Genomic DNA, 17373 nt, shown 5'->3' with positions numbered 1-17373 from the left:
CAATGAGCGGGCGACGATGGTTTTGCATTCACGCCAGGTTGTCCGGGTGCCGAATGTTGTCACTGCGACAGCGATTCCAGGTAGTCCAGCAGCGAGGAAAGTTCAAAGGTGGTGTATTCATTCAGGACACCCGTTGGCATGACGGAAACCTCCGATGTCTTTCGGACTTCGATGTCTTCTTTTTCGATGGTGGTTTCGCTTCCGGCCTGATCGCGGAGCGTGACTCGGTCGCTGCGTTCGTCCGTGATGAACCCTGTCAGGAGATCGCCATCGGTGGTCAAGATTTTATGAGTCGCGAATCCTTGAGCGATTGTCTTGCTAGGATCGAGAACTGCCACGGCGAGCTCCGGACGCTTGTAGGTTTGGGTGATGTTTCCGAGGTACGGTCCCTTCTGAACTTCGGACTGCGAAACGGTGTGGCAAGCAATGCATTTGGCACTCGAGAACACAAGCTTTCCTAGCTCAACGTTTCCTTTGGCAGCAACGGCTGCGGCGGTCGCTTCCTCGATTTTCAACGAACTGATTTTGGGAGAGTCGGTTGGAATCAGGGATTTCAACTGGAACGCTTCTTCGGGCGACCAAACTGGAACGGTGGGTTCGGAGGAAAGGGGCTGAGAATCGTCGACCTGGAAAATCTCATCGCCGAGATAGTAGTGCTGGCTCACCAAATCCGCTGCCGTTACAGATGGGATTGTGGTGAGTGCCTGTTGCAGTGTTGCTGCAATCTTGGGGGTCTCCTTCCACGATTCGGGTTCGTAGTACGGTCCGCGTGTGTCCGGGCGGGTACCCCATGAATCACCTTTCCAAGGTGCTTCGCGACTGTGCAATCGGCAAAGTGCCTCGAGCATCGCGACCTTCGTGTTGGCGTTGGCGTGTGGGAGTCTTGCAATCACCCCATCAACCACCTCGGTCGAATGAATCATTGCGAGCACTCGGAGAACTTCCGCTTCGGCGGACGATTCGGAAGCGGAATCCAGGACCGCGAAACAAGCGTCGACCGCATTCCTTTTCGCGAGACAGCGAATAGCGGTATGGACCACGACGGGATCTTCGTGTGACAACGCGGCGATGCATTCTTGATCGCTTGCGTCGGTTTGAAGATGCAGCAGTAGATTTCGAAATTCAGATCGCTTGGCAATCGCTTGGTCCACCAACATTTGATGGGCGGGATTTCCGCGACGCATCAACTCACGTTGAGCCTCGACGCGGCGTCGATAGCTCGGAGAGCCCATGACTTGAATCAGTTCAGTGTCCGTTGCCTGTGCGAAATTTGGCATCGGGTCGGGCTCGAAATCAGTGGGCTTCACACAGACGATGTACCCAACATTGGGTGTCGTCCAATCGAATGTCGCACCTTTCCAACTGGCGCAGTAAACCCGGCTGTTTCCGTCCACATCGGCGTCGGTTGGCCGAGTCATCTTGATGAACGACTGAGGCGGCTTGGTTTCCTGGTAGGTGGACCCAGCAGGCGAAACCGTGTGGTGGAAGAGCGACCCTGTTCCCCAGTCAGCAGTGAAGGGAGCGTGGTTCCATTTTCCGAACCCAGGTTCATCGATGTACACGGCTCCGCAACCTGAACCGCCTCCATAATCAGCCAGGGGTTGCACGCATTCGTCGTTGAAGTTTTTGTAGAGGCGGGGGTAGCCATGATCGTCCATTCCCGTGAAGTGATGCAGCCGAACGTCCCATCCTCCACCATCGTTCGTGTTGTCACGAGCGAACATTTCCATCTCCGGACTGATGGCAACCTCGAGGATGTTTCGAGTTCCGGTTGAGTAGATCTGCAGATCGGTTCCATCAGGACGGACCCGAAGGACGCCTCCACCTCGGTGTGTCAGATGTTTTCCGTCACTCCCTTCGGCATCCAAGAATCCGAAATCACCACCGGCGATATAGAGCCAACCGTCGACTCCGAGACTCAGTCCATTGGTGGTGTGATCGGCGGGCCGATCGGAGTAGTCAAACGCAAGGTTCTTGACGAGCGTTTTTTGTTCGTCCGCGACACCGTCGCCGTCATGGTCAAAGAACACGCTGAGGTTGGGCGGGTGCATGACATACAACCGGTCGTGGTCCCATACCAAGCCGCGAGGGGCATCGATTTCGCAAAAGACTTTTGTTTCGTCCGCGCGGTCATCGCCGTCGAGGTCGCGCAGGCGAATCACTCGTCCACGTTCAGGATTCCGCCCGAGGGAACCGTTGCCGTCGGAGCTAACGAACAGCGTTCCATCAACGCCTGCGGCGACGAAGACCGGGTAGTTCACTGCGGGAGGCGAAGCAAAAACGGTTGCCGTGAATCCATCAGGAACCTGGACGTCGCGAAGAATCGCCGCTTCTTGCTCCGCCGAGAGTTCGACGATACGAGGCGGAAGATTGCCGCGGTTGGTATACGGATCGGCCGCAAGTGGTTCAAACTTTCCGTTGTCCGACTTGGGATCGGCTGGCCAAAGGGGCCCGATGCCTTCCCCGTCGATGTCCACTTCCCAAATGCTGCACCACCCACCGTGTCCGCTGCCTAGGCCGACGATGCGAACAAACCGGACGGGATCGGATTGGCGAAGTGGCAGCTTTCCTCGACCGTTGGGTTTCGGCTCGGAAGTATCGAGTGACGAGGAATCCAGCAGCGTCGTCCAGGAGGCCCCGTCAAGGGAGCCTTCCACGCGATATTGATAGATTCCTCGGCGGGATTCCCACTGGATCGAAATGGTTTCGAGAGCGTGTGGTTCTTCAAACTCAAATTGCAGCGACTGGGGATAGCCACCGCCGCTGGCACACCAACGGGTTTGTTGGTTGCCGTCCAGGGCATGGTAGACGGGATGTCCGTTTTGAGTGCTGGATGCGCTCACCTTCACCAGGGAAGCATCATCAGGGACGCTAGTCAGCTCCAAGTCGACTTGCGAGGCGACGTCCTGCTTGTCAATGAACGTTGTCTCGTTCTCGCCTTGATAAGGCGTCAGGTATTCGTCATTGAGTTTTCCGCAGGTCCACAGCAACCCTCGCGAAATGAGTTCCAGATATCGAGGGTCTTGGACGGTTTCGGTGTTGTGTCCAATCGTGGTGCTGAAGCTTTTGGCACCCTGCGTCTCGTTGGTCCAGGCGACGATCGCTTCCTCGATGCGAGGGGGCTTGCCCCCAAGTTTTTGTTTGCCAATGGCCAATGGGTGTGCGCCGAAGACTTTGACATTGTTGTAGAGCTCTTCCGGAATGGTGGTCCAATCGGCAAGTGTTTGCGTGATCGGGTGTTTGGTGTCAACAAAATGAATGTCGATTGGTTGCTGAGGTCCGTGGCCACTGGACTGCAGTCCCAGGTGAGAGAACCACGCGTCTGTGCCAGTTCGAAAACTGTGCATGGCGCAGTGCAGATGGACGGCCGGGATTGTGCGATGAAGGTTGACGATTCGGTTCACCAGCGCCTCGTCTTTGATGTCAGCAGCACACTCGTCGTGAATGATGACGTCGTAATCCTCCGCCCAGTTGAGCTTGCGGTACAAAGGCAGGACCGGTGCGGTGGTTGAGTTATCGGTCCAATAAACATCGACACGAACATTCGCATGAGCCTGAATGCCTTCGGCAATCGCAGATTGCTGATTGGCATAGTCGTGGCAGCACCCACCCGCGATCAACAACGCTCGAATGGGTGGTGCAGAAACGGGAGGGTCCGCTTCCTGCGCAAAACTCGCTGGTGCTCCTGTGCAAAGAACGAACGAAGTCACCAGCACAGCCGGTAAGAGCGTGGAGAGTCGAGACATCATTGATCGTACTTTCGTGCCAAACGCCAACCGGGCTGGTTGCTGCGAGTCAAAATCAGTGGGAAAGGCCAAGACAGAGTTTCTCACAAAGTGATTGTGAAGCCGAGGTGGGGATGTCAGTGTAGTCCGACCGTTTGTATGCTCCCTGCTTCTTTGTTGCGTTTGGCGGAGGGATGGGTAGACCGTGAACGATGATCAGCTTGGTTCCAGTAACCCTTACGATCCTCCTAGGTCAGAGGAGGGACAGCCGGACGATACCGCCCTTCCCTCTTTTCGAACGGCAACTCGAAATCGTGCAATTGCTGGCACGGTTGCGGTTTTGCTTTCAATCGCGATTGCTCATTTTGGATCACGATTCGTAATCACTTGGGTGATACCTAACGCAGCGGCTTGATCCTAGCAACGTGCAGCGATCGATTGACTTGATCGAGACCAATCCACGTCGCGAAAAATGACCTGGATCATTCTCGTTGTGATTGCACTTGAGTTGTGAACATGAACATTCGAACCACGACGATCGCTCGCCTTCTCGCTGCAACCTTTTTTGCCGCATTGAGCAGGTCGGCAGGAGTCTTTCGGCAATTGAACTGTTTTGGCAAACGCCACGGGTCCCACGTACAACCGGGGCTAACGCTGAATGGCACTTACTTTAGATTGAGTCTTCAGCTGCGATAATCTTGGCACAGTTTTTGCGCATTCAGGCTTCCTTTCTCAAAAAGGAGCCATTTTGGCATGAACGATTCCGAGCGAAGCATGGAAGCCGACCAGCAGTTTGACCGCTCCTTCGAACTGCTGCATCAGCTTGTCAACTTCGAAGATGCGAACGAGCTTTTTGCCCAGCGAGCTCACACTGTCTACACCGCCTGCGTTGTCCTTTGGATGCTCGTCTACCAGCGTCTCAAGCCCGATGCCTCACTCGAAAACGCGGTGAAACACCTGATCGAAACTAGGCCGAGCTATCTTCCCGAGAACAAACGACTCGACGAAAACACGATCTCGACCGCATCGGGTGCCTACAGCCGAGCGCGATCTCGACTGCCTCTAGAAGTCGTTCGTTGGTTTGCCGAGGAAGTCAGCTCCGGCATCATTTCGGCCACCGAGCCTACATTCAACCAACAACGCGTGTTCCTGATTGACGGAACCACGATGGCTCTTGCACCGGAAAAAGAACTCCAACAAGCGTTTCCACCGGCAAGCAACCAACTCGGCGAAGGTATCTGGCCATGCGCGTTGTTAACCGTCTTTCATGAACTTGCCAGCGGCGCTGCAATGCTTCCGCAAGTCGGACCGATGTACGGGCCCGAGGCAGTCTCCGAGACGCAACTTGCTCGCCAAGGTTTTGAGCAGCTTCCCGAGCACTCGATCATTATGTCCGATGCGGGCTTTGGGATCTTTGGAGTCGCGTATGAAGCCATCAATGCAGGGCACGACATTTTGCTGCGAATGAAGAAGGCTAACTTTCATTCGCTGCAGAAGAATGCCGAGCTGATTGAGCAATCCGAACATCACAAAAGTTACCGACACACGTGGATACCCACGAAGAAGAATCGCCAGACCCAACCGGAGTTGCCCGCGGATTGCCAGTGCGATGTTTTTCTGCACGAGGTCAAGGTTACCGACTCGCTGACGCTTTATCTGGTCAGCACGCTGGCCGACGAAGCTTTCACGTTGGCCGCATTATTTGAGCGTCGCTACGATGTAGAAATTGACATTTGCAACTTCAAGGTGGTGATGGATGCCGAGAATATCCGTGCCAAGAGTGTCGACACATTCATGAAAGAACTCTACACGTCAGTCGTGGCTTACAACCTGACCAGTCAGCTTCGTATCGAAGCGGCCGCCATGGAGGAAGTTCCGCCGCGTCGAATGAGTTTCAAGCGAACGTGGACCACCTTTCAGACTTTTTTGTTGCGACACATGCACACCGAGCCTAGCCAGTGGCGCGAGGCCTACCGAACCGCCCTGGCGATCGCCCGCAAAGACAAGTTGCCAATTCGAGGCAAACGCAGATACCGACGCGAGGCGTACCGCAAACGGCCCAAAGACGCGCAATTCGAAAAGCGAAAGAAACCACCGTCAAAACTGAAAGACTCGGATCTAAAGTAAGTGCCATTCGGCTAACGCTGGGCTGCTAAATCTTTGCTATTGGCGCTCCCACAGCGGATGCAAATTTTCTTCCGGCTTCTGTCTGTCATCCATCCCGGTAGGGATGTCAGATGGTAGCCGGGGGTCGCTGCGTAGCAGCACACCCCCGGAAACCGTGCCTCCCAAAAAACTCTCCATCCCGCCGTGGCCATCGGCCACGGCGGGATGGAGAGTGGCGGCTTGGGGTTTGCATGTCCATCGGTGGCGCTATCGCTTACCGACGGCTACCATCTTGCATCCCTACCGGGATGAAAACTTGCGCAAGCGACAATACTCTCCAAGCCCAAACGTTCAGTAGTCTCGGGGCTTCCGCCCCGAGCTATCAACGCGGGCTCCTCCGGAGCCATCCACGTTCATTCGCCCCGGGAGGGGCCGTCATCGTTCGCTCGGGGTGGAAGCCCCGAGAACATTGATGGAGACCACAATCCCGCCCCGGATGGGGCCGTCGAATAGAAGCGGCTTGCTCACTGCTTCTTTGTTTTTTGACGCGGGACGGTGCCGACGTCGTGGCATGGAAGCGGTGGAAGTGCGCTGAGGAAAAGTCGGCCGTAAGGTTTGGATCGGATTCGAGGGTCCAAAACCACGACCATCCCCGAGTCATCGCGGGTGCGGATCAGACGCCCAAAGCCCTGCCGGAATTTGATCACGGCTTCGGGCAATTGGTAGTCAGGGAATGGATGGCCGCCGCGGGCGCGGATGGTTTCGAGCCGTGCTTCGAGTAGCGGATGGTCGGGAACGGAGAATGGCAGCTTCGTGATCACGACGTTGGTCAGTGCGTCGCCAGGAACGTCGACTCCCTGCCAAAAACTGTCGGTTCCAAGCAGCACACCACGTGGATCTTTGCGAAAGGAGTCGAGCAACTGCGTTCGGTTTTGATCGCCCGCTTGGCTGTACAAGTGCAGGTCGCGTTCGATGCACCACGGCGTGATCGCTTCGGCGCATTTGCGAAGCAACGAGTAACTCGTGAAGAGCACGAACGCGTGGCCATCGGTGTGTCCAACGAATCGCTTGATTTGTTGCGGAAGGGCCGCTTCGAATTCATCTCGTTTCGCGGAGGGATCAGGCAGTCCACGGACGATGATCAGCTTGGCTTGTTTCTCGTAGTCGAAGGGGCTGCCGACTTGGAGTGAGCGGCCTGTCGTCAGACCCACACGACTGCGAAAGAATTTGAATTTGTCTTGTTCGCCAGTCGCCAGCGTGGCACTGGTCATGATGACCGAGCCAATTTCCTCGTTTTGAAAAACTTCTTCGCGAAGCGTTTGGCCGATGTCGATTGGTGAAGCGGACAGGGAGACTCGGTCCATCCCTCGACGACTGCCGGAGGTTTCCACCCAATAAACCGATTCTTGCTTGAGCGATTGGTCGAGCCATTCACGCAGACCGCCGGCCAAGGCGAGAAGTCGATCGTGAGCGGATTGGAAGTCTTGGCGATCGGAATCGTTTTCTTGTGCATCGGCGTGAGCTCGCAACCGTCGAGCGAGGATCTCCATCGGTTCACTGAGCGGATTGGGCACGACTTCGGGGTGATGCACGCGACCATTGCGTGAGCGTGACTCTTGCATCCAATCCAGCACACCGGCAAACATTTCGCTGGCCGCGAATCGGCATCGGTCGACCATCTTTTGCAACGCGTCCAGGTTGTGCGCGACGAGCAAACCCTTTTGTTGGCGGTCGTTGTAGAGACGATCAAACAGGTAATCAAATTGGCCACTGGTCAATCGAATGCCGAGGTGGTCACCGGCGACGGATTCGATGGTGTGGCATTCGTCGAGGATGATCGCGTCGTAGTCGGGCAGCAGCGAAACGCCCTGCCGTCGCATCGCGATGTCGGTGAACAGCATCGCGTGATTGACGATCAACAGTTGTGCGTTCTGGGCACGGCGTCGGGCTTGGAAGTAAAAGCAGTCCTTGAAGTTCGGGCATTTATTGCGAAGGCAATTGCCCGTGTCGCTGCGGACCTCGTCCCAGACTTGTCCGTCGGGTTTGATCGGCAACGTTGAGAGCGAACCGTCGGGAGTGCTGTCGGACCACTTGCGAATTTCGCGAAGCTGTTGCATTTGAAAATCGTTGGCCATCAACGACACGGATTTCTCAACCGCGCGTCCCATTCGTCGCAGCGACAGGTAGTTGTTGCGACCTTTCACCAGCACCGCGGAAAACTCTCGCGGGATGACGCTGTTGAGAAGCGGGATGTCTTTGCCGATCAGTTGTTCTTGCAGACTGATCGTGTGGGTTGAGATCAGGACGCGTTTGGGGCGATCGGGTTTCTCGCTTTGTTCGCCAGCGGGCGGAATGCGATCGTCGACCGAGTCAGCAGAACGGGTTGTTTTTGGGCCTCCCGATTCGGTTTGGTCGGAAGTGGCGTGCAGGATCGCGGCGGCCAAGTAGGCGAAGCTCTTCCCCGTTCCCGTGCCCGCTTCGACGACCAGGTGTTCGCGGTCGGTCAACGCCGAAGAGACCGCTCGCGCCATCTCGAGCTGCTGTTCGCGAGGTTCGTAGCGTGGCAATCGGCGGCTGATGCTGCCACCAGGCCCGAGAATCGAATCGATCGAAATGGGATCGCTCACGTGGAAGCCTGCTCCGGTTCGGGAGTCAACGATCGGTCGTAGATGCGGTGGGTTTTGCTGCGGGTGGCGCCCCCGCGTTCGATCGTTCCTCGGGAAAGTTGGTTGCTTTCGAGGACCCAGGAGAATTCGCCCATTTCAATTCCGAAGTCGATCGCTTCCGGCAGGATTTTGTAGAGCGTGACCAAGCCCAGGCCCCACTTTTGATATTCAGGCAACACGTTGGCGCTGACCAAGCGGAGTCGTTTCAGTTTCTTGCGGCCGAGCAGCAGTTTCAGCCAACCGAACGGAAACAGCTTGCCGCCGATTTGTTTGATCAACGGGTTGTAGTCGAGCAAGCCGAAGCCGGCTCCGACGGGTTTGCCATCGATTTCCGCGATGCTGGTGAGTTTGGGGAGCAACAGGTTTTTCAGGCCTTTGCTTTGCTCGTCCACTTCCGATTCGCTCATTGGGACATAGCCCCAGGTTCGCTGCAGCGATTGGTTGTAGATGTCCAAGAACACGCGGACGTCAGCGTGGAAGTTCTTGGGATCGATCGTGCGACATTCGGCATTGAAACGCCGAGTCGATTCTTCGATCACAAACAGCAACTTGGGATCGAGCGTTTCCAGGATGTCGATCGAGGCTTCGTAGCTGTAGAGGTCTTGAGACTTTTCGAAGCCGGCGGCTTGGATCAGCCGTTCGTAGTACGGATGGTTGTAGGGGATCAGGAATGTCGGCGGTGTATCGAAGCCATCGACCAACAACCCAACTTCGTAATTCAGGCTGGGGTGAACCGGGCCGCGGACGCCGGTCATCCCGCGTTCTTTCAGCCAATCGCCGGCGGTGTTGAGAAGTTCGACGGCGGCTTCTTCATCGTCTTCGCATTCGAAGAATCCAAAGAACCCACGTGTTTCTTCGTGATAGCGATTGTGGGCGTGATTGACGACCGCCAGGACTCGGCCGACGACACGGTCGCCGCGGCGAACCAGGAAGGTCTGCCCTTCGGCGTCGTCGTAGAACGGATGGTGCTTGAATCCCAGCAATTTGACCCGTTCGCTCCACAGGGGCGGGACCCAGTTGGGGTCGTCCCGGTAGAGGCGTTTTTCGAGATCGAGAAATGCCTTTTGGTCTTTGCGTCCGGAAACGGGTTGGCACAACACATTTTCGGACATTCGCGAGGCCGTGAGTTGGGGGCAGAGAAGGTGTTTGGAAAACATTCAAAGATAGCAGACTCGGGTTGGTTCTCCCATTGAAGCGAATATGCAAAAGTGTGGCCCCATGGAAACCATCCGAAGTTTGCAAAATGCCGCCGTCCGCCGAATCGTTTCGCTGCGCCGTTCTCGGAAACGACGGGCTGCTGGCGTTGTCTTGGTGGACGGGCCCCGAGAATCGTTGCGGGCGATCGAGGCTGGGTTGAAGCTGGTCGCTTTTTACGAGATCGAACCGAAGCCCTCGGATTTGTCGTCGAAATCTGAAATGCCAGAGCAGGCGGTCGTTCGTCGCCAGGCGATCGATTCGGGCGTGCATCGTTGGGTGACGCCTGAGGTGTTGCGGAAAATCGCTTACACGGCGTCGACGGATCGCTGTGTGGCGGAGTTTGTGGCCCCGGATGATTCACTCGACCGGCTCACGGCTCATCCCGCTTGGAGCGAGGGATTGGTGTTGGTGCTCGATCAGGTTGAAAAACCGGGCAATTTGGGCGCCGTGTTTCGGTCAGCCGATGCGGCGGGCGTGTCCGCTGTCTTGTTGTCGGATTGCCCCTCGGATCGATTCAACCCGAATGCCATTCGTGGTTCGTTGGGGGCGGTGTTCACGGTCCCTTCCGCATCGGGCAGCGAGTCGGAGATCGCTGGGTTTTTGAAGGCTCAGGGTTATCGAGTCGCCGCCATGCGAGTGGAAGGCTCGCGACCGCTGTTCGAATCGGACTTGCGTGGCAAGCTCGCGGTCGTGCTGGGCAGCGAAGCGGATGGCTTGGCAGATCGCTGGGCGGCTGAGTGCGTCGAACCCGTGGCGTTGCCGATGGCGGGCCACGTGGACAGCTTGAATGTGTCGGTCAGCGCCGCGATTGTGGCTTACGAAGCGATGCGGCAGCGAAGTTGAGGCGAGGCAACTCTCTCGCGCCACGTTCGATCGGTGTCACAGCGTGATCCGCGCAGCGTGTTTCCTCGTGAAACCATTTGCGTCGTCGAGCCACTGTGAAACGACCGACCTGACCTGAACCACGTGGACCGAGCTGGAAATGGGGTGGTTCTTCCCCGTTCGTGTGGGGTTGGCAGGTCCAATCGGCATGGGTGTCAAGATCGATTCAACAGAACCAAGCGTTCGATCTGTCAAAATCGTTAATGCCGGAACCACCCGGCGACGATACAGAGGGTGTTCGGAGGTCCGGCGATGAATTTCGTCTGACCAACGACATGGAGAATGTGCCGGGGGGGTACAGGATCCCAAAAAGATCGTGAGCGTAAGGATCCGCCATGCTGATTGGCAAAACAATGAACCCGATGGGCTCGAACCAAATGGTTAGCCGCCGCAAACGTGAACGGCTCGCTCGTTGGTTGACCCAAGCCGTTGTATGGGGAGGTTGCATTGCCGCGAGCCAAGTCGCCGGAAGCACGGCGTTGGCGGACGAAACTGCAACTGACAAACTGCCACCGATTCGTCTGGTTTCGGGGAGCATGCACAGCAACCCATTTGTGAAGCGTTCTGCTTCCCATCAGGCCGTTGGTCCGATTCTGGCAACCAAAGTCAACGGCCATGCGGCTGCGAGCAACGTGAATTTGCTCCAGAACCATGGCAGCGTTGCACCGGAGGGTCAGACGACGCTGTACCCGATCCGTCAGACATCCGATCAAACGATGTCGGAGATCAAACTGAAGTCGATCGGCACCGCTGTTGGTTTGCTGCCAATTGGTGCTCCGGTTTCGGAAAAAACACCCTTGGTCGTGGAGCCGCCTCGTGCTCCGCAGACAAGAATCAACCCACATGCCCAGCCGGACTACGACCGAGTGGAGTCCGGCGGCATCGTCGAATGGAAGCATGCTCAGCTTTCACCTGCAGTGGAGCCGACGAAATCGCTCGAAACTCCACCTGAATTGCAGTGGACTCAGCCGAGGATCGCTCGCCAAACCATGCCGTTGGTGAAGCCGGAAATTGTGGCGGAAGAAGTCGTTGCCGAGACACCTGTCGTCGAAGCCACCGTTCCGACGTCGTCGTCTGAGCCTGTGAAGGTCACAGCCGTCGTTGCTGAGGAAGCAGACGTGGCGATCGCCGAAGAATCGGAGCCCATTGAGTTTTCGCTCAATGATGCGATGGATTCGATGAACGCCGAATCTGTTTCTCTTAGCTTTTCGGATGCCAGTCTCTCTGGCTCAGAAGCATCGGAAAACAAGGGCGAAGAATCGATTGCGATGCCCGAGCCGTTGAGCATTGCAGCACCAGTTCAGGAGTCGGCTGCACCAGCGTCATTGCCGCTGTTGCCACAGCCGGTGCAAGTCCATTTGCCAAGCGAGATGGTGGTTCAACAACACCGCCACCTGCCTGTGAAAATTGACGCTCCAGCTCACTTCGAGCATGTCGCTTCGGAACGCATGCACGAGGCTCCGGTTCGGCACCGTGCCGCGGTCGCTGTTGAAGCACCACCGATGGTCGCGGTTGCACAACCGTCCCAAGACGCTCCGGCGGAAGGACGGGTGAGTGCGACACTGATTGTGCCGGCAGCCTTGGCCGGCCATCGGGGACCATCACGGCAAAATTCGTCCAACGGTTCGGGATCCACGTTGCTGGTCCAAGATGCGATCGTGTGTGACCCAGACGATGTCACTTCGTTGACGGTCGATGGCATCATCGAGGCCGTTCGTGTCGAAGACGATTCCGTGGCGCGAGTCATCAGCAGCACTTCACGTCACTTGCGATTGATTGGGGTTCGCCCTGGCAAGACCCGCGTGTTGGTGCAGCAAAAAGTGGCCGGCCAAGAAGGTTCGCTTCGTGAAATTTATGAATTGCACGTCGCTGCGTCCAGCAACGTTCGTGGTGGTGAGAGCCAGCAAGAGCGATCGTTGATGGAACTGATCGAGCAAAAGTTTCGCACCGCATCGGTGCAAGTCACGCGTCAAGGTGACCGCATTGTCGTTCAAGGTGAATGCGATGACTCCCAAGACGCAAAAGAAATCGTTCGTTTGATTCGAAAGACATTCCTGGTGCCAGTCGAAGATCAGCTGATCCTTCGCTAGCTCCTGTCCCGTTCGTCCAACCTACCACTACCCAGCCACCGTCGGTCACCGTGCCGCTTTGTTCGTCCTGAGGTTCAATTATGAACAACAACTGGTTTCCTCGATTCGCCGCACGATTGTTCGGCACCCTTGCCGCGGTTGGTTTGGCTTGGTCGGGTTTGGGCACCGCTGCCACGCATGCTCAGCAATTTGGCGGTTCGGCACCCAGCAACACGCTGATGCACGAAGGCCAAGCATTCCGTGTCGTTCAGGCCTCTGATCCGGCATCCGCTGGTTGGGACCTGAATGCGATGCAGTCAGCGGTTGACGCTTCGTCGTCATCCTTCGGCAATCAAATTGCTCAGGTCGGCCACCATCACGGGGCGATGTCACAATCGTGTGGCAGTTGCGGAACCCAGTGTGGTGGAGCTTGCGGATCGACCGGTTACGGTACAGCTGGCTACGGCGGCGGGATGGCATGTCCTACCTGCGATCCTTATCGCTACGCCAGCGTCGAAGCGTTGTACATGCGTCGCGAAGGAGTCGACAACTTCACCGTCGCTCGTGACTTTGCTCTGGATGATGTGGACTTTGAGATTGCTCCACGGATCACCGTCGGAGTGGTTCCTGACTGCGTCAACGGCATGGAGGTGAGCTTCACCGGTGTCCTGGATTGGGACTCGGATATCTCGGTTGCGGACAACGACAATCTCTCGACCTTGTTGATCGAAGATCCTTTGCAGCCCGGTACCCTGGGCACCTTTGGTTTTGATGCCTTGGATGAAGCCGACGCTCAACGCCAGATCTACGAATCCCGTCTCTGGTCGGTTGAAATGAGCCGAACCATGATGGCTTGGGACGTGGCCAAGTTGCTGATCGGTGGACGCTACATCGATTTCGAAGAGGACTTCAACTATTCAACCGTCAACGGAGTTGACCCAGTCGCCGACACTGGTTTGCTGCGAAACAACGCTGCCAACCGGATGATTGGTTTGCAGGTCGGAGCTGACATCTACAATCCGATCGGACGTTTTTCGTCGAGCTACGTTCGGGCCCGTGCAGGCGGTTACTTGAACCTTGCTGAATCCGACATCCTGGTTCGCAACGGCGCCGACATTCTGGCAAATGGTTCGGACAGTTCCTCCGAACTCGCCGGCATGTTCGAATTCGGGACGGGGGTTCGTTATCAGGTTGGCGAGATGATGGCCGTTCGCGGTGGCTTCGAGGCTTGGTACCTGACCGGAGTGGCAACCTCGGAAGAGCAAATCAGCTCCGCCACCGTCACCCCGAACTTTGGCCGAGGGCTGATCGCCGACGACGATGTGTTCTTCATCGGTTTGACCGTCGGTGCTGAACTGAAGTACTGATCTCTGCCCCACGGTGGCACAGGACACCGCTCGATATCCAAGAGCGGTTCTGATCATCCGTGACCGACCGAGACAAAGAGACAACGAAAGCCATCGGCGAGTCCCTTCGGGGGTTCCTCGGTGGCTTTATTTTTTGTCGCGTCGGATTTTCTTTTGCAGCCAACGCTTGGCTGAGTCGCTGGGGCCGGTCGTGGGAGTGTTGGACGATCGTTTTTCTTGCCCGACGCTGTGTTCGATGATGCGAGTTTTGGTTCGTTCGAGGTCTTTGCCGCACTCAGGGCAGATCGTCGGCGGTTGTCCCACGCGAACGTTGCACTGGGGGCAGTAGTGTTCGATGCTGGGCCGGCGAGCGGCTTCGAACAGACCGCCGACCTGGGAGGCCGTGAACCAATTGGAATCGTCCTTGCGAATCCTGGTTTCCGCCACCACCGATCCGTCACGTACCAAAGCCAATAATTCGGCGGGCTTGTACGGACCGAGTTGTTCATCGCCTTTCTGAACAAACCAAACGGACATGCTTAATTTTGCTCGATATGGATGCTGCGCCGTCGTCGTTCGGCACGTCGAATGTCGTCGATCAAACCGGCCACCTCACCGACGTTGTGGATTCCGACCAACTCCAGCGTCGGATCGCTCTTGTCCGTGCTGATGATGGAGATGGAACCGACCTTGAACATTCGCTGGATCGGACCCTGTTCGTAGCTTACATCGCTGATGTCAATCACTTCAATGCGATCGGTGCGACGCGTCAAGATACCGGTTCGGTGGATGAATCGTTGGCTGGTGAGTTCGTATTGGACGCCCAGTCGTTTGGCGGCGTAGTTCAGGCCGACCAAAATCCACAGGATGACGATCACAATCAGAGCGATACCGAACGTGAATTGCTCGATGAATCCGGCTGCGACCAGCAAAACGACACTGAGGATCGTCAATCCAATCCAGGACCCGATCATCGCCTTGGGGCTGTAGCCGCCTTCCCAGAGAGATTCTTCTGGTTCGTGGTCGTCCAGTGACTGCTTTTTGGCGATTTCCTCCATGAAGCGTTCCCGAGGGGTGCCTGCCGACGGTTGCGCTGTGCCACGGGGTTGCGCTGTGCCCCGGCGTGGGACTGAGCCGCCGGAATCAGGGGCGGGGGTGGAAGAACCAGCCGACGAAAGCGGATCGTTGACCGAATCCGTTGGCGTATCAGCTTGGGAAGGGGCGTTTTCGTCGGTAGGATTGCCGGGAGTGGTCATCGTTGAGTCGTTCCTGTTGATTCAATTCGAGGGTTGGTTCACGAGTGGTGCCACTCCAAAAAACATGCCAAAGTCAGCATGTTGGCGCAGAACCGAATGATTCTCGTTGGCCAAAAAGGTTGACCTTCTGGGCCGAAAACCTGGTGTTCTGGGGCGCTACACTGTGATGGCTCGGTCCGTGATTGCCGGACCAGACACCTCGCATCCGAAGACGTTCTGGACGATCATAGCACACCTTCGAAAGACTCGTGAATCATGCTTGCCAGGTCCAGTGGGCTGGAGCGTTTGAAATCCGGGGCTGTTTTCCATCTTGAATTTGACCGCCAATGCGTTGCCCGTTCTGTCATTCCGATAACGACAAAGTCCAAGATTCACGGACGGCCGAGGCCGGGTATGTGGTTCGGCGGAAACGGTTGTGCCAAACGTGCCAGCGGCGTTTCACCACCTTGGAACAAATCGATGCTCTGAATGTTCGCGTGGTCAAAAGTGACGAAACGCGAGAACCGTTTGATCGAGAGAAAATCAAACGCGGGATCGAGCGGGCGTGTTCCAAGCGGGCCGTGACCAGCGACGAAATCGAAAAGACCGTTCAGAAAATCGAAGAGGCGATTTACGCCGAATTTGACATGGAAATCCCCACCGCGACGATCGGCGAAGTGGTGCTGCGGAAACTCGCGACGCTAGACGAGGTGGCTTACATCCGGTTCGCTAGCGTTTACCGAGATTTTGACGACGCGAAAGATTTTCTGCAGATCGTTTCGAACCTGCAGCGTGACGCTCAGTTGGACGGTCGCTGATGAGTCGAAGCACCCCCCTGGCCTGGAAGAATTTGGTCGGCAACCCGGCACGTTTGTGCGTGGCGGCGGCAGGGGTGGGTTTTGCGGCGGTGCTGATGTTCACGCAGAATGGGTTCCGCAACGCGTTGCTGGACAGTCCGGTGCGGTTGATCGAGGTGGTGGACTGCGAATTGGTCGCGATCAGTCCGGCTCGATACATGCTGCCGGTGGATGAACGATTCCCGCGGTCTTTGCTTCGCCGTGTGAAGGCGGATCCCGCGGTCGCGGACGTGCAAGCCTTGTTGATCGAACGAACGATGGCCCGGGTGCGGGTCGAGGGCAGTCCTGCGAGACCGATCCGAGTGATCTCGGTACCGGACTCGAGTTTGTATCCTGCGGCCATGTCCGAGGACGCGTCGCGACCGTGGTTGAATCTCCCGGGCCTGGATGAACACCGTGATCAACTCCGGCAGCGAGCGACCGCACTGGTCGATCGCAAGACGCGGTCAGAATACGGATTTCAATTCAAAGCGTCGGGGCAACCGGCCGACCAACGAATCGAGTTGTCCAAGCGATCGATCGAACTGGTCGGTTCCTTCACCTTGGGCACCGACTTTGCCAATGAAGGGTCGTTGTTGATCGCGGAGTCTTCGTTCGCGAACTATTTCCCTCAGCGTGGTTATGGCAAGCCGCTTGAGACCGTGGATCTGGGGCTGATCCGCTTGCATGACGGTGCTTCGCCGGAGCAAGCCGCTCAACGATTGACGAACATGGCCAGGGGCCAGTGGGAAGTCCTCACGCGGCAGCAAATCCGAGATCGCGAGCAGACATTCTGGAGCGAGCAGACACCGATTGGGATGATCTTTCTGATCGGCACGCTGATGGGATTCGCGGTTGGAGTCATCATTTGCTATCAAATTCTGTTCACCAATTTGCAAGACGCGATGTCGGAATACGCCACGCTGAAGGCGATGGGGTATCCCAACCGGTTCTTTGTGGGGTTGGTGGTCCGGCAGTCGGTTTATTTGTCGGTTCTGGGGTTCATCCCCGCGGTGCTGATCGCGTTGGCATTGTTCCAGGGGCTGGAATCACTGACGGGGCTGCCAATGGCGTTGACGCTGACTCGGGCGGGTTCTGTGCTGGCCCTGACCACCTTGATGTGTCTGATCAGCGGGTTGCTGGCACTGCGGAAATTGGTGCGGGCGGATCCGGCCAGCCTGTTTTGAAGGGATGAAAGATTTCGTCGAGTCCGGTTCGGCGGAAGATGACACTGGTTTGCGAGGAACCCGGGGCGATACAATGAGATCGCGTTTTCGTGTTCCGTGTGTGCCTCTGGTTCCGTGCGAGCAA

Annotated in this window: 11 protein-coding genes; 6 read left to right on the top strand and 5 right to left on the bottom strand. The window is 56.8% G+C overall.

What is annotated here, in order from left to right:
* Positions 1–59: 59 nt before the first annotated feature.
* The gene (locus tag UH5x_RS13110; RefSeq protein ID WP_482635895.1) at positions 60–3749 is read right to left on the bottom strand and encodes a DUF7133 domain-containing protein; all 3690 of its coding nucleotides are present in this window, start codon (positions 3747–3749) and stop codon (positions 60–62) included.
* A 729-nt stretch (positions 3750–4478) separates the two neighbouring features.
* On the opposite strand from UH5x_RS13110, the gene UH5x_RS13105 reads away from it, so the two are divergent.
* Entirely contained in the window at positions 4479–5852 is a 1374-nt protein-coding gene (locus UH5x_RS13105; protein ID WP_482633085.1) for an IS4 family transposase, read from the top strand.
* 503 nt (positions 5853–6355) lie between these two features.
* Here the strand turns inward: UH5x_RS13105 and UH5x_RS13100 are convergent.
* Entirely contained in the window at positions 6356–8458 is a 2103-nt protein-coding gene (locus UH5x_RS13100) for an ATP-dependent DNA helicase (RefSeq protein WP_482635894.1), read from the bottom strand.
* A complete protein-coding gene (locus UH5x_RS13095; RefSeq protein ID WP_047812910.1) occupies positions 8455–9609 on the bottom strand; it encodes a hypothetical protein in 1155 nt (384 codons plus the stop codon). The genes UH5x_RS13100 and UH5x_RS13095 overlap by 4 nt, the downstream gene beginning before the upstream one ends.
* Before the next feature lie 106 nt (positions 9610–9715).
* On the opposite strand from UH5x_RS13095, the gene UH5x_RS13090 reads away from it, so the two are divergent.
* The 3 genes from UH5x_RS13090 (at position 9716) to UH5x_RS13080 (ending at position 14012) form a co-directional block, all read left to right on the top strand.
* Positions 9716–10537: a TrmH family RNA methyltransferase gene (locus UH5x_RS13090; RefSeq protein ID WP_482635981.1), complete on the top strand. Its 822-nt coding sequence runs from the start codon at positions 9716–9718 to the stop codon at positions 10535–10537.
* Positions 10538–10911: 374 nt separating this feature from the next.
* A complete protein-coding gene (locus UH5x_RS13085) occupies positions 10912–12666 on the top strand; it encodes a hypothetical protein (RefSeq protein WP_482635893.1) in 1755 nt (584 codons plus the stop codon).
* A gap of 80 nt (positions 12667–12746) precedes the next feature.
* Positions 12747–14012: a hypothetical protein gene (locus UH5x_RS13080; protein ID WP_482635892.1), complete on the top strand. Its 1266-nt coding sequence runs from the start codon at positions 12747–12749 to the stop codon at positions 14010–14012.
* Between the two features lie 126 nt (positions 14013–14138).
* Here UH5x_RS13080 and UH5x_RS13075 read toward each other — a convergent pair whose 3' ends face one another.
* Both UH5x_RS13075 and UH5x_RS13070 read right to left on the bottom strand, forming a co-directional pair.
* Positions 14139–14528, bottom strand: a complete 390-nt coding sequence (locus UH5x_RS13075; RefSeq protein WP_047812905.1) for a DUF4339 domain-containing protein — start codon at positions 14526–14528, stop codon at positions 14139–14141.
* A 2-nt stretch (positions 14529–14530) separates the two neighbouring features.
* Positions 14531–15247 carry a PH domain-containing protein gene (locus UH5x_RS13070; RefSeq protein WP_482635891.1) on the bottom strand — a complete coding sequence of 239 codons (717 nt, stop codon included), beginning with the start codon at positions 15245–15247 and terminating at the stop codon, positions 14531–14533.
* Between the two features lie 326 nt (positions 15248–15573).
* On the opposite strand from UH5x_RS13070, the gene nrdR reads away from it, so the two are divergent.
* Together nrdR and UH5x_RS13060 are read left to right on the top strand one after the other, a co-directional pair.
* Positions 15574–16044 carry a transcriptional regulator NrdR gene (gene nrdR / locus UH5x_RS13065; protein WP_047812903.1) on the top strand — a complete coding sequence of 157 codons (471 nt, stop codon included), beginning with the start codon at positions 15574–15576 and terminating at the stop codon, positions 16042–16044.
* A complete protein-coding gene (locus tag UH5x_RS13060) occupies positions 16044–17249 on the top strand; it encodes an FtsX-like permease family protein (RefSeq protein WP_482635890.1) in 1206 nt (401 codons plus the stop codon). The genes nrdR and UH5x_RS13060 overlap by 1 nt, the downstream gene beginning before the upstream one ends.
* The last annotated feature ends 124 nt before the right edge of the window (positions 17250–17373 follow it).

It is taken from the genome of Rhodopirellula sp. UH5, from assembly GCF_056839225.1.
The sequence above is the reverse complement of the archived record's forward strand: the minus strand, read 5'-3'. Positions and strand labels throughout refer to the sequence as shown.

Coding starts and splice junctions, on each gene's coding strand:
- UH5x_RS13110 (WP_482635895.1), bottom strand. CDS start 3,749: ATGATGTCTCGACTCTCCACGCTCTTACCGGCTGTGCTGGTGACTTCG.
- UH5x_RS13105 (WP_482633085.1), top strand. CDS start 4,479: ATGAACGATTCCGAGCGAAGCATGGAAGCCGACCAGCAGTTTGACCGC.
- UH5x_RS13095 (WP_047812910.1), bottom strand. CDS start 9,609: ATGTCCGAAAATGTGTTGTGCCAACCCGTTTCCGGACGCAAAGACCAA.
- UH5x_RS13090 (WP_482635981.1), top strand. CDS start 9,716: ATGGAAACCATCCGAAGTTTGCAAAATGCCGCCGTCCGCCGAATCGTT.
- UH5x_RS13085 (WP_482635893.1), top strand. CDS start 10,912: ATGCTGATTGGCAAAACAATGAACCCGATGGGCTCGAACCAAATGGTT.
- UH5x_RS13080 (WP_482635892.1), top strand. CDS start 12,747: ATGAACAACAACTGGTTTCCTCGATTCGCCGCACGATTGTTCGGCACC.
- UH5x_RS13075 (WP_047812905.1), bottom strand. CDS start 14,528: ATGTCCGTTTGGTTTGTTCAGAAAGGCGATGAACAACTCGGTCCGTAC.
- UH5x_RS13070 (WP_482635891.1), bottom strand. CDS start 15,247: ATGACCACTCCCGGCAATCCTACCGACGAAAACGCCCCTTCCCAAGCT.
- nrdR (WP_047812903.1), top strand. CDS start 15,574: ATGCGTTGCCCGTTCTGTCATTCCGATAACGACAAAGTCCAAGATTCA.
- UH5x_RS13060 (WP_482635890.1), top strand. CDS start 16,044: ATGAGTCGAAGCACCCCCCTGGCCTGGAAGAATTTGGTCGGCAACCCG.